We start from the raw sequence: 12910 nt of genomic DNA on the forward strand, positions 1-12910 counted from the left end.
CGGCGGAGCTAGCGCTTGTGCTGGTGGGGGATGACGACGCGCCGGACGATGATGAGGAGGCTCGCGGCCAGCGGCACGGCGACGATCGCGCCGAGCACGCCGCCCAGCCCGCCGCCGGCGGCCGCGGCGATGATGACGATCGAGCCGGGCACGTTGACGGCCTGGTTCATGATTCGGGGGCTGAGGATGTAGGCCTCGATCTGCATGTAGATGAGGTAGTAGATGCCCGCGATGATCGCCATGGACGGCGAGACGAACAGGCACGAGGCCACGATGACGATGGACCCGGACAGCGTGCCCACCAGCGGGATGAGCGAGCCCAGGAACGCGATGAACGCGAGGAGCGCCGGCAGCGGCGAGCCGATGATCGTGAGGAAGATCGAGGACAGCAGGCCGTTGATCGCGGCGAGCAGCACCTGGCCGAAGACGTAGCGGCCCACGGACCGGGTGACCTCCTCCGTGACCGACTCGGTGAAGGCCCGACGGCTGCGCGGCACCAACAGGTAGAGCCCCCGCTTGATCGAGGGCAGCGTGGCGGTGAAGTAGATCGTGAGGATGACGACGATGATGAGCCCGGCGGTGAAGTTCGCGATGCCGGCGCCCACCGCCACCACCCCGCCGCCCAGCGACAGGATGTTCTTCGGGTCCGAGGCCCACTGGCTGCCCTGCGAGACGAGGGCGTTGAGGTCGAGCGAGCCCGCGAACTGCGCCTCGAGGTCCTTGACCCATTCGCGGTTGGCGAGCTCGTTGATGAGCACGGGCAGGTTGCCGATGAACGCCTGGATCTGTGCGACGACCGGCGGGACGATGAGCAGGAAGACCCCCGTCACCGCCAGCACCATGACGACGAGGGTGAGCACGGTGGCGAGCCCGCGGCGGATGTGCCGCTTCTCGAGGAACTGGATGACGGGGTCGAGGCCGAGCGCGAGGAACAGCGCCACCCCGACGTAGGTGATGACGGAGGCGATCGTCGACAGCCCGTTGATCACCATGAGGCCCAGTCCCACGCCCAGCGTGCCGACGAAGGCCATCCAGAACGCGGGAACCTGCAGGCGTCGGGCGGGGGGCGGGGGAACGACTCCGCCCAGGGTGCCGCGGCGGGATCCAGGGAGCTTGCTCACCCGCTCAGTGTAGGCGCATCCGGCGCCCGGCCCCGCAGGCGTCCCGCGCGGCAGGGCGGCTTGCCCCACCGCCGGTCCGCGCACCCGGCTCGCGCACCCGGTCCGCGCACCCGGTCCGCACACCGCTGCCCGCTGCCGCAGCGCCGATCCCCTCAGCGGCGAGCCCCTCAGCGCACCACCGGCTTGGAGCGGCCCAGCAGCAGCGCGATGACGAGCGCGGCGGCCATCATCGCGCCGATCAGCCACGTCACGGCGGGCCAGCCGCCCGCCTCCCACGCGAGCGGCGCCAGATTGCCGTTGACGGAGGAGCCGCCGTAGTAGAAGAGCATGTACATGGAGGCGGCCTGGGCGGGCACCCCCACGGACGCGTTGGCGCGCGTGGCCACCCACGCCGAGGCCAGCGAGTGGACGATGAAGAACCCCACGGCCAGCACGAGCATGCCCGCGATGATGACCCACAGCGGCCGCGCGGCCATGAGGCCCACCCCCGCCAGCGCCAGGACGGGGCCGAAGACGATGACCGCGCGCAGCGAGGTGCGATCGGCCAGCCGGTTGGCCAGCGCCCCGCCGTAGCCGGCCACGGGGTAGACGAGGTAGAGCAGGCCCACGGTGCCCACGGACAGCAGGTACGGCTCGGCCTCGAGGCGGAAGCCCAGCACGTTGAATGCGCCCACGAACGTGCCCATGCCCAGGGCGCCCAGCAGGTAGAGGCCCAGCAGCACGGGATCGCGGAAGGCGCGGCCGAACTTGGCGACGAGCTCGCGCAGGGAGTCCCGGTGGACGGTGAAGCCGCGCGACTCCGGCAGCAGGAGCCAGCAGGCGATCGCGCACCCGACGCCGATGAGCGCGGTGAACAGCAGCGCGAGGTGCGAGGCGTCGAGTCCCAGCGCGCCCGTCAGGCCCAGCCGGTGCATGAGCTCGATCGCCCCGGACGAGGCGATGCGGCCGGTGAGGCCGCCCAGGGTCGTGCCGAAGATGTAGAGGCCCGTCGCGGACGTGGAGTACTCGGGGGCGATCTCCTCGCGCAGGTACACGGCTGCCGTGGCGGGCAGGCCCGCGAGCACGACGCCCATGGCGAAGCGCACCACGAGGAAGAGCGACCAGTCGTCGATGAAGGCCGCGAGGGCGCCCAGCGCCGCCGCCCCGCCCAGCGACCAGCGGATCACCCGCACGCGCCCGAGCCGCTCGGAGATGGGCACCGCGACGATGAGCCCGACGGCCAGCCCCGCCGTGGCCGCGGAGACCGAAAGGGCGGCCTGGGCGGGCGAAATGCTGTAGTCGCGTGCGAAGTACGGCAAAATGGCCTGAGTGTTGTACAGCAGGGTGAAGGTCGCGAGGCCGGCCATGAGCAGGCCGATCTCGATCCTGCGGGTCATCGGGTGGCCCTTGGGATAGCCCGCGAACCCGCTCATCGGCCCTCACTCACTGCACATCGTCCCCTGTATCCGGCACACCAGCACCACGATAGTCCTCGCCTCCGATCCGCTTGGCGAGGCCCCGCACCGCACGGGCGGGCACCCGCACCTGCGCTCGACCGGCACCGCGCGCGATTCCGCCGCAGCCGGGCCGGCGCGGCCGGCGCCCCGCACGTGTGCGCACCGCACCGCCAAGGAGTCACCGTGGAAACCGACCAGACGCCAGCGCCGCACGACCCCCAGGGCGCCGGAGCACCGCCTGCACCCGCGGCCGATCCCGCGCACGGTGCCGACTCCGCGCACGACGCCGAGCCGGTTGCCGACCCCGCGGCCGATGCCGCCTGGCAGGCCATTGCGGAGCCCGCGGCCATGACCCTCCCGGACTTCGCCGCGATCGCCCCGACGGACCTGCGCGCCGCGGGTCGGCGCGCGGTGGCCCAGCAGGCCGAGGCCATTGCCGCCATCGTCGCGTCAGAGGCACCCGCGACATTCCACAACACGACCCTGCAGATCGAGCTGGCCCGCTATCCCGCCCTGCGGCTGGCCGCCCTCGTGCGGCTCTACTCCTCTGCGCTCGCAACGCCGGAGGCCGAGCCGGTCTACGCCCAGCTCGACGCCGAGCTCCACGCCGCCGAGCTCGACGTGCTCCTCAGCCCGGAGCTGTTCGCCCGCCTCGAGGCCGTCTCGCTCGTGGACCTGCTGCCCGAGGACCGACGCCACCACGAGCTCACGGTCGCCGACTTCGTCCACGCCGGCGCGCGGCTCGACGAGGAGTCGCGCCAGGCCGCCGCCACGATCAGCGCCGAGCTGTCCAGCCTCGAGACGGAGTTCGGCCAGGTGCTGCTCGCGGAGACGAACGACTCCGCGCTGCACGTGCCGCCGGAGGACGCGCAGGCGCTGGCCGGGCTCAGCCCGGTCGAGCTGGGCGCCGCCGCCCAGCGGGCCGCCGACCGCGGCGTGCCCGGGTGGGTGCTGGGCCTGCAGAGCACCTCGCAGCAGAGCGCGCTGTGCGAGCTCACCGACACCCGCACGCGCCAGGCGCTCATGACCGCCTCGCTGTCCCGGGGCTCGCGCGGCAACGACAACGACACCCGCGTCATCGTCTCGGACATCACGGCGCTGCGCGCGGCCCTGGCGGGGCTCATGGGCTATCGCACGTACGCGGGCTACGCGATCGACGAGCAGCTGGCCGGCGATCCCGAGGACGCCTCGGCCCTGCTCACGAGGCTGCTCGCACCGGCCCAGGAGCAGCTGGCGGCCGAGCTCGCGGCCATCCGGGAGGACCTCGGCATCAAGCGCATCGAGCAGGCCGACCTCGCCCACCTGCTGCGCGCCTACGGCGAGCGCGAGTTCGGCATCGACGTCGCCGCGGCCGCGAAGTACTTCGAGTTCGACCGGGTGCTGGGCGACGGCGTCCTCTACGCCGCGAGCCAGCTGTACGGTCTCGAGTTCCGGCCAAGCGACCAGCGCGGCTGGCACCCGGACGTGCGCGTCATCGAGGCGCTGGAGAACGGCCGGCCCCTGGGCCTCATCTGCCTGGACCCGTATGCGCGCGACTCCAAGCGCGGCGGCGCGTGGATGGACCAGCTGGTGCCCGGCGCCTGGTACACCGGCGAGCACCCGATCGTCACGCTCACGCTCAACCTGCCCAAGCCCGCCCCCGGGGAGCCCACGCTGCTGGCCCCGGACAGCGTGCGCACCCTCTTCCACGAGTTCGGCCACGTGCTCCACGGGCTGTTCGCGGACTCGACCTACCCCAGCCGCGCCGGCACCTCGGTGCCCCGCGACTACGTCGAGTTCCCCTCGCAGCTCAACGAGATGTGGATGTTCCACCCCCAGGTGCTGCCCAACTACGCGGTGCACGTGGAGACGGGCGAGGGCATTCCGGACGAGATCGTCGACCGGCTCACCCGCGCCCAGGCGTTCGGCCAGGGCTTCGCGACCGTCGAGTACCTGGCCGCCGCCCTGCTGGACCTGGGCTGGCACTCGCTCGAGTCCGGTGAGCAGGTCGACGCGGTGCTCTCCTTCGAGTCCGAGGTGCTCGCCGCCTCCGGCTTCGACCCGCTGGTGCCCCCGCGCTACCGCTCGCCGTACTTCGCCCACGTCTTCTCCCACGGCTATGCGGCCGGTTACTACTCGTACCTGTGGTCCGAGGTGCTCGCCGCACACGCCGAGGAGTGGTTCGCCGCCAACGGGGGCCTCGATCACGAGGCGGGGCAGCGCTTCCGCAAGGCCCTCTTGGCCCCGGGCTACTCGGTGGACCTTGAGGCGGCGGTCGAGGACTTCTTCGGCGCCCAGCCGGGCATCGCGCCCCTCCTGCGCCGCCGCGGCCTGCCGGTTCCGGACGAGGAGGAGGGCCCCGCGCCCGCAGCCGACCGCGCCCAGGCGCCGGGGCCCGAGGCGGTCTTCGGCGATGCCGCCGCCCTGCCCTCGGATGTGGACGAGGCGGAGGCGGGCGGCACCGCGGACGCGCGGGCCGAGCGCGAGCGGCCCGAGGCCGCGGTGGTCGACGGCGGCGCGGATCAGCCGGACGGCGCCGGAGGCCGGGCCACCGCGACCGAGGCCCAGCCCGACGGCCCCGGTGCCCAGCCCGGCGCGGCCGGCATGCCGGCCGCCCCCTCGGGGTCCTCGCAGTCGCCCGCGACCGGACCCGCGACGGGCCCGCAGCCCGGTGTCGCGACGGGGCCCGGGACGGGGCCGGTCGAACTGCCGGCGCACATCGACCGGGCGGGCACCGCGGACCTCGGCGCGCTGTTCGAGTCCGACGACGGCCAGCGGCGCGAGGAGCGCCCGCGCGACGGGCGGGAGCGCTGATGCACGCGCGCAATGAGCGGGTTCAGCAGGCCCTGCGCGAGGCCGGGATCGACTCGCGGGTGCGGATCCTCGACGTCCACACGCCCACGGCGCAGGCCGCCGCCGAACAGCTGGGCGTCGAGGTGGGGGCGATCGCCAACTCCCTGATCTTCGCCGCCCGCCGGGCCGCGGACACCGCGGCCCACGAGGATGCGGCGAGGCCCAGCGCGGTGCTCGTCATGACGTCCGGCGCCCACCGGGTGGACACCGCCTTCGTCGCCGAGCAGCTGGGGCTGGCCGCGCTGGAGCGCGCCACCCCGCAGCTCGTCAAGGAGGCCACGGGCCAGGTGATCGGGGGCGTCGCGCCCACCGGCCACCCCCGGCCCGTCGCCACCTACGTCGACCGCGCGCTCGCCGCCTTCCCCGTCCTCTGGGCCGCCGGCGGCACCCCCGATTCCATGGTCGACCTGACCTACGAGCAGCTGCTCGCCCTCACCCACGGCAAGGAGATCGACGTTGAGCGTCCCTGAGCACCCCACCCCGCCCGAGCGCCCCGCATCTGGGCGGCCGGACCGCAGCCGCGGTTCGGCGCAGCCCCCCAGCCCGGCGGCGCGCGCCTCGCGCCTGTCGCCCGTGAAGTTCGCTCCGCTCAACGGCCGGTACTACGCCGTGGTGCTCGCCGTCTTCTGCTCCATCCTGCTCATCTCCAACATCAGCGCGACAAAGGTGATCGGCTTCGGCCCCATCGTCACCGACGGCGGCGCGTTCCTCTTCCCATTCGCCTACATCCTGGGCGACGTCATCAGCGAGGTCTACGGCTTCGCCGCCGCGCGCAAGGCCGTCATCGTGGGCTTCGCGATGCAGGTCCTGGCCTCCCTCGTCTTCTACCTCGTCATCAAGAGCCCCGCCGGGCCCGGCTATGAGAACCAGGAGGCGTTCGCCGCCGTGCTGGGCTTCGTGCCGCGGATCGCGCTCGCCTCCCTGTGCGGCTACGTGGTGGGCCAGCTGCTCAACTCGCTCGTGCTCGTCAAGGTCAAACGCCGCATGGGCGAGGGCCGGCTCTGGGTCCGCCTGCTCACCTCGACCGGCGTGGGCGAGTTCGCCGACACCCTCATCTTCTGCATCGTCGCGTTCGCCGGGATCATCCCGGGGATGGACTTCGTCAACTACGTCATCGTCGGCTTCGTCTACAAGTGCGCGGTCGAGATCCTCCTCATGCCCGTGACCTATCAGGTCATCCGCGTGTTCAAGGCCCGCGAGCCCGCCTACTCCGAGGACATCGACCGCGAGCGCATCGCGGAGGGGGCGCGGGTGTGAGCGGCGCACCCGGTCAGCGCCCGCGGGCCCCGCACCGCGAGCGGGCCTCGCATCGCCCCTCGCATCGTCCGCAGGTCCCGCGCCGGCACCACCGGGCGGCGTCCTGGGCCGCGGCGCTGGGCGGCATCGCGCTGGGCGCGGGGCTCGGCTACGCCGCCTCAGTTGCCCGGGTGCAGATCCAATCGCGGCTCTTCCCGCGCTACTGGGAGCTCGTCGCGCACCCGCCGCAGGCGGCACCCGCCGAGGCGCCCATCGCCATGAGCGTGCTGGGCGACTCCGCTGCGGCGGGGGTGGGCGCGAACGACCCCCAGTCCGGTTACGTGGGCCTGCTCGCGACCCGGCTGGCCGCGGCGACCGGGTGCGAGGTGCGGGTATCCAACGTCGCCGTGCCCGGGGCGAGCTCCTGGCTGCTCATGGAGCACCAGCTGCCCCTCTTCGAGCGGCTGCCCGAGGCGGACCTCGTCCTGTGCATCATCGGGGCCAACGACATCGCGGACCGCCGCTTCACGCTCGAGGGCTTCGTGTGGACCGCCGAGCGCCTCTACCCGCGGCTGCCCGCGGGCACCGTCGTCGCGACGATCCCGAGCTTCGGCCTGCCGTGGCTGGAGCGGAAGGTGCGCGCGGCCAATGCCGTCATCGTCCGGCTGGCCCGCGCCCACGACCTCGAGCTCGCGGACCTCTACACCGCGACGCGCGGGCTCTGGCCGTTCCAATACCTGCTCCACCAGGGCGGGGACTTCTTCCACCCCAACGAGCGCGGCTACCGCGTGTGGGCCGACGCCATCTGGCCGGCCCTCGAGCGCGCCTGGGCCCGGCACGAGCGGACGGCGCACCCGGCGGCCGGCGCACCCGGGGCCCGCGGCTAGGTCACCCGCTCGCTCGCTGGGCGGGCGCGCCCTGCGTCGCCTGCTGGGGCGCGCTCTGTTCCTTCTGCTGGGGTGCGCTTAGTTCCTCCTGCTGGGACGCGCGCCCTGCCCCTTCGCCGCTGTGCCTAGGACCGGACCGTCTTCTGCGCGTAGTAGCGGCCCAGGGTCTCGGCCTCGAGCGCATCGAGGTCGCCCGCCTCCATCGCCGCGCGGATCCGGTCGACGAGGCTCACGGTGAACCGCTCGTTGTGGATCGTGCACAGCGTGGAGAACAGCATCTCCTTGGCCTTGTAGAGGTGGCGCAGGTAGGCCCGCGAGTAGTGCTGGCACGTGTAGCAGTCGCACTCGGGGTCGATGGGCCCGAAGTTCCGGCGGTGCGCGGCGGCGGAGAGGTTGAAGCGGCCGTCGCGGGTGTAGACGGCCGCATTGCGCGCCACGCGGGAGGGCGAGACGCAGTCGAACGTGTCGGCGCCGGCGCGGATGGCGGTGAAGAGGTCGTCCGGTTCGGAGATGCCCAGCAGGTGGCGGGGCTTGGCCTCGGGCAGCTCCTCGCACACCCAGCCGACGATCGTGCCGAGGTTCTCCTTCTCCAGCGCTCCGCCGATCCCGAACCCGTCGAAGTCCATGGCGCCCAGGTCCCGCGCCGCCTTGCGCCGCAGGTCCTCGTACTGCGCGCCCTGCAGCACCCCGAACAGCGCCTGGTAGGGCCGGTGGGCGCGCTCACGGGTGAGGCGCTCGTGCTCCGCAACGCAGCGGATCGCCCAGCGCCGAGTGCGCTCGAGCGACTCCTCCTGGTAGCCGCGCGAGTTCATGAGCGTCGTGAGCTCGTCGAAGGCGAACATGATGTCCGCGCCCAGCTCGTGCTGGACGCGCATCGACACCTCGGGCGTGAAGCGGTGCACCGTGCCGTCGAGGTGGGAGCGGAAGTCGACCCCGTCCTCGTCGACGAAGCTGCGCCGCTCCTTGCCCGGTGCGACCGCGTCATCGGAGCCCACCGCGCCGGTCGCCTCCATCGAGATGACCTTCTTGAAGCCGGCCCCCAGGCTCATGACCTGGAAGCCGCCGGAGTCCGTGAAGGTGGGGCCGGGCCAGTTCATGAACGCGCCCAGGCCGCCGGCCTCGTCGATGAGGTCAGCACCCGGCTGCAGGTAGAGGTGGTAGGCGTTGGCGAGGAGCGCCTGGGCGCCCAGCTCCGCCATCTCGTCTGGCCGCACGGCCTTGACGGTGCCCTTCGTGCCCACGGGGATGAAGGCGGGCGTCCGGATCTGCCCGTGGGGGGTGGTGATGGTGCCGGTGCGCCCGCCCGTCTCCAGGCGGCGGCCCACCTCGAAGCCGAAGTGCGGGCGATCGGCGCTGGGGCCGCCGGCCGTCTGGGCGGCCGGCGCGGCGGGGGTCTCAGTCACCGGGCCAGTCTACGGAAGGCCCGGGGCACGTGGGCCGGCGCCCGGCCGCGGGGCCCGCCGCGCGGCCGCGCGGTGCTCCCCGCGCGGCCCCGGGGGGCTCAATCCCCCGGTCACTCCCCCAGCAGCGCGAGCATCTTGCCAGGGTTGAGGATCCCGCGCGGGTCAACCGCGCGCTTGATCGCCAGGTGCAGGGCGCGGGCTGCCGGGTCAAGCTCGCGGGCCAGCCAGCCCGCCTTGAGCACCCCCACGCCGTGCTCGCCGGTGATGGTCCCGCCGAGTTCCAGGCCCGCCTCCATGATGAGGGCGAACGCCTCCTCGGCGGCGGCGACGGCATGCGGGTCCTGCGCATCGAAGAAGATCGACGGGTGGAGGTTGCCGTCGCCCGCATGGGCGCACGTGCCGACCGTGAGGTCAGGGAACTGCGCATCGACCCGGGCGACCGCGGCGAACATCTCCCGCAGCCGCTCGCGGGGCACGCACACATCGTCCACGAGCACGCCGCCCCCGTGGGCCACCGCGTACTTCTCCGAGGCCGGCGAGACCGCCCGCCGCGCCGCGATGAGCAGCTCGGAGTCGCGCGGGTCCTCCGAGTGCATGACCTCGGACGCTCCATTCGCGCGCGCGGCCGCGGCGAACGCCTCGAGCTCCGCGCTCGCGGCGGACAGGGTGCCGTCGCCGTCGGCCTGCACGATGAGCATGGCGCCGGCATCGGCCGGCAGCCCGAAGTCGCCGTAGTCGTTGATCATCCCGATCGTGGTGCCGTCGATGAATTCCATGAGCGCGGGCTTCCCACCGGAGGTCATGTAGTCGCTGACCGTGCCGGCGGCGCTCACGCTGTCCGGGAAGACGGCGATTGCGGTGAGCGGCTGCGGCAGGGCCGGGACGACGTCGAGGGTCACCTCGACGACGACGCCCAGGGTGCCCTCGGAGCCCACGAACAGCTGGGCGAGGCCCAGTCCGGCCACGCCCTTGGCGGTGGGCCGGCCCAGGGTGGCGAGCGAGCCGTCTGCCAGCACGACGCGCAGGCGGCGCACGTAGTCGGCGGTGACGCCGTACTTCACGCAGCACAGCCCGCCGGCGTTCGTCGCGACGTTGCCGCCGATGCTCGAGATCGCCACCGACCCCGGATCCGGCGGATAGGACAGCCCGTGGTCGGCCAGCGCGTCCTTGAGGGCCTGGTTGATGACGCCGGGCTGGACGGTGCACGTGCCCTCCGCCGGGTCGATGCCGACGATCGCGTCCATCTTCGCGAGGCTGAGCAGCAGGCAGCCGTCCACGGCGTTGGCGGCCCCGGACAGGCCCGTGCGCGAGCCCTGCGGCACCACCGGGATCCGGTGCTCGTGGGCGAACCGGAGGGTGGCCTGCACGTCCTCGATGCTGTGCGCGCGCACGAGCGCCCGCGCGGTGCCCACCGGGGAGAACAGCGCGTGGTCGGCGGAGTGGGCGGCGATGACATCGGCGTCCTCGACGACGGCGCCCGCGCTCAGCGCCTCCCGCAGCGGCGCGAGGTCCACCGCGGCACCGCCGAGGCGCGCGCCGGGCGCGGCCGCGGGCTCGCCCGCGTGCCCGGTCCCGTCCGCACCCGGCCGATCCGCGGCGCCGGCGCGCGCGGCCGCGCTCACTCCTGTGCCCCGAAGCGGCGGGCGACGTCGACGATGCGATCCATCGCCTCGTCCGGGCCGATGCTCACCCGAACCCCGGACCCCAGGTTGCGCACGGAGAGCCCGGCCTCGCGGCAGGCCGCCTCGAAGTCGGCCGAGCGGGCGCCGGCGGGAACCCAGACGAAGTTGCCCTGGGCGTCGGGGATGTCGAAGCCGAGCTCGCGCAGCCGGGCGGCGAGCTCGTCGCGGGCGGCGGCGATCCCCTTGGCGCGGACCTCGACGTCGGCCACCCGGGCCAGGGACTCCTCGGCGGCAGCCTGCGCCATGTCCGTGACGGAGAACGGCGCGATCGCCTTGCGCATCTCGTGGATGATCGTGGGCGAGGCGACGGCGAAGCCCACCCGCAGCCCGGCCAACCCGTGGGCCTTGGAGAACGTGCGGATGAGCACGAGGTTCGGGTAGCGCTCGAGCGCATCGAGGCCGTCCACTGCGCTCTCGGCGGTGACGAATTCGAGGTAGGCCTGGTCGAGGACGACGATGACGTCCGAGGGCACGCGGTACATGAAGTCGTCGAAGGCATCCTGCGCGATGGCGGGCCCCGTGGGGTTGTTCGGACTGCACAGCAGCACGAGGCTCGTCTGGTCGTCGATGGCCGCGGCCATCGCGGCGAAGTCGTGCTCCGCGCTTCCGGTCAGCTCCACGGGGCGCTTCTGTGCGCCGGACAGGCTGATGAGCTGGGGGTACATCTCGAACGAGGGCCACGGGTAGACGACGTTCGTGCCCTCCCCGCTCGTGATGTGGATGATCGCGGCGAGCGTCTCCGAGGCCCCCGCGCCGAAGATCAGCTGGTGCGGCTCCACGCCCAGGTGGGCGGCGAGCGCCGTGGTCAGGCGGTGCGCGCCCGGATCCGGGTAGAGGGCGGGATTGCCCGCGGCCTTGGCGATCGCCTCGATGACCCCGGGCATGGGCGGCAGGTGGTTCTCGTTCGAGGACAGCTTGTGCGCGGTGACCCCGGCGACGGGCGCCGCGGGCTTGCCGGGCACGTAGGCGGGGGTGTCGCTCAGTGCCGAGCGGAGGCGGAGATTCTGGCTCATGGAGTCATGGTCGCACAGAAGGCGCCCGGCGGGGCCGGCGTCTGCGCGGCTGTTCCCGAGGCGCGCGCCGGCGTCCACCGCGCGCTCAACCCGGTGCGGTTGAATGGCCCGATGACGCCCCATGCAGACACCCCGCCGCCGGGCGCCGAAGGCTGGCAGCCGGATATCCTGGGCGCGGGCTTCGAGCAGCGCCGCCTCGCCCTGCCGGGCGGGGCGCGCGCGACCCTCGTGCGCGCGGTGCCGGGCGCCGGCGGGTCGCCTGCGTCCCCGGCCGCGGGTGCGCAGGCCCCGGCCGCCGGCTGCGCCGTCCTGCACCTGCACGGCTGGTCGGACTACTTGTACCACGCCCACCTCGCGGACTTCTGGACCGCGCGCGGGGCCGCCTTCTACGCGCTCGACCTGCGCGACTACGGGCGCAATCTGGACCCTACCGATCGCTCGCAGCGCCCCGGTTACATCGCGAACCTCGCCGACTACGACGAGGAGATCGCGGCGGCCCTGGCGATCATCCGCTCCGAGCACCGGGACGCGGACACCGCCGGCCCCGGGCCGCGCCTCGTGCTCTCCGGCCACTCGACGAGCGGGCTGACCGCCGCGCTGTGGGCCCACCGCCACCCGGGGGCCACCGCGGCGCTCGTGCTCAACGCCCCGTGGCTGGAGTTCCAGTACACGAGCGCCGCGCGCAAGCTGCTGGGCCCGCTGCTGGGCACCCGCCGCCCGGCTGCGGGCCGCGCCTGGTCCGGCAGCACCGCGGCCGGCCGCACAGCGGCCCGTGGGCCGCTGCCGGTGCGGATGCCGAACTACTACACGCTGGCGGCGAGCCAGAACCACGGCGCGCCGCCCTACGATCTGGCGCTCAAGCCCCCGCAGTCGTTTCCCGTCCACGCGGCCTGGCTGCGCGCGGTCTTCGCGGGCCACCGGCAGGTGGAGCGCGGTCTGGACATCGACGCGCCGGTCCTCGTGCAGACCTCGGCGCGCAGCCTGCGCCGGCTGCGCTACGACGCGGCGATGGGCAGCGCGGACATCATCCTCGACGTCGAGGCGATCGCCCGGCGCGCCGTGGGCCTGGGACCGCTCGTGACAATCGAGCGGATCCCCGGCGCGGTCCACGACGTCTTCCTCTCCGCCCCGGCCGCCGTCGAGCGGGCGTTCGCGGGCCTCGACCGCTTCGCCCGCGGTTACCTCGCCCCGGCCTCCGGGGCCTGAGGGCTCAGCGGGCCGACGGCGCCGGAGACCACCGCGCCGCATCGGCCGTACCACCACGCGGAAGCGGCCCCGCGATGGCTCACCTGCCCCCTAG

General features: G+C 73.5%; 10 protein-coding genes. 5 read left to right on the forward strand and 5 right to left on the reverse strand.

The window, feature by feature from the left end:
- Nucleotides 1–8: 8 nt before the first annotated feature.
- Entirely contained in the window at nt 9–1121 is a 1113-nt protein-coding gene (locus BRM1_RS07875) for an AI-2E family transporter (RefSeq protein ID WP_268525020.1), read from the reverse strand.
- A gap of 167 nt (nt 1122–1288) precedes the next feature.
- On the reverse strand, nt 1289–2533 hold the full coding sequence (locus tag BRM1_RS07880) for an MFS transporter (RefSeq protein WP_268525022.1): 1245 nt from the start codon (nt 2531–2533) through the stop codon (nt 1289–1291).
- A gap of 207 nt (nt 2534–2740) precedes the next feature.
- Between BRM1_RS07880 and BRM1_RS07885 the strand changes: the two genes are divergently transcribed.
- From BRM1_RS07885 to BRM1_RS07900, 4 genes are read left to right on the forward strand one after another with little or no spacing between them, the layout of a single operon-like run.
- The gene (locus tag BRM1_RS07885) at nt 2741–5350 is read left to right on the forward strand and encodes a M3 family metallopeptidase (protein ID WP_268525024.1); all 2610 of its coding nucleotides are present in this window, start codon (nt 2741–2743) and stop codon (nt 5348–5350) included.
- Nucleotides 5350–5859, forward strand: coding sequence for a YbaK/EbsC family protein (locus BRM1_RS07890; RefSeq protein WP_160954328.1), 510 nt, complete (start codon nt 5350–5352; stop codon nt 5857–5859). The genes BRM1_RS07885 and BRM1_RS07890 overlap by 1 nt, the downstream gene beginning before the upstream one ends.
- A complete protein-coding gene (locus tag BRM1_RS07895) occupies nt 5846–6646 on the forward strand; it encodes a queuosine precursor transporter (protein WP_442864206.1) in 801 nt (266 codons plus the stop codon). The genes BRM1_RS07890 and BRM1_RS07895 overlap by 14 nt, the downstream gene beginning before the upstream one ends.
- On the forward strand, nt 6643–7512 hold the full coding sequence (locus tag BRM1_RS07900; protein WP_268525027.1) for an SGNH/GDSL hydrolase family protein: 870 nt from the start codon (nt 6643–6645) through the stop codon (nt 7510–7512). The genes BRM1_RS07895 and BRM1_RS07900 overlap by 4 nt, the downstream gene beginning before the upstream one ends.
- 125 nt (nt 7513–7637) lie before the next feature.
- Here the strand turns inward: BRM1_RS07900 and tgt are convergent, their stop codons facing one another.
- The 3 genes from tgt to BRM1_RS07915 all read right to left on the reverse strand — a co-directional run bounded on the left by tgt (nt 7638) and on the right by BRM1_RS07915 (nt 11610).
- On the reverse strand, nt 7638–8915 hold the full coding sequence (gene tgt / locus BRM1_RS07905) for a tRNA guanosine(34) transglycosylase Tgt (protein ID WP_160954330.1): 1278 nt from the start codon (nt 8913–8915) through the stop codon (nt 7638–7640).
- A 110-nt stretch (nt 8916–9025) separates the two neighbouring features.
- Nucleotides 9026–10429, reverse strand: a complete 1404-nt coding sequence (locus BRM1_RS07910; protein ID WP_268529779.1) for an FAD-binding oxidoreductase — start codon at nt 10427–10429, stop codon at nt 9026–9028.
- A 104-nt stretch (nt 10430–10533) separates the two neighbouring features.
- Nucleotides 10534–11610: a histidinol-phosphate transaminase gene (locus BRM1_RS07915; RefSeq protein ID WP_268525030.1), complete on the reverse strand. Its 1077-nt coding sequence runs from the start codon at nt 11608–11610 to the stop codon at nt 10534–10536.
- 6 nt (nt 11611–11616) lie between these two features.
- Between BRM1_RS07915 and BRM1_RS07920 the strand changes: the two genes are divergently transcribed.
- On the forward strand, nt 11617–12816 hold the full coding sequence (locus BRM1_RS07920) for an alpha/beta hydrolase (protein ID WP_268525032.1): 1200 nt from the start codon (nt 11617–11619) through the stop codon (nt 12814–12816).
- Nucleotides 12817–12910: the final 94 nt, after the last annotated feature.

This window comes from Brevibacterium sp. BRM-1, assembly GCF_026802075.1.
In the GTDB taxonomy this organism is placed as follows: domain Bacteria; phylum Actinomycetota; class Actinomycetes; order Actinomycetales; family Brevibacteriaceae; genus Brevibacterium; species Brevibacterium rongguiense.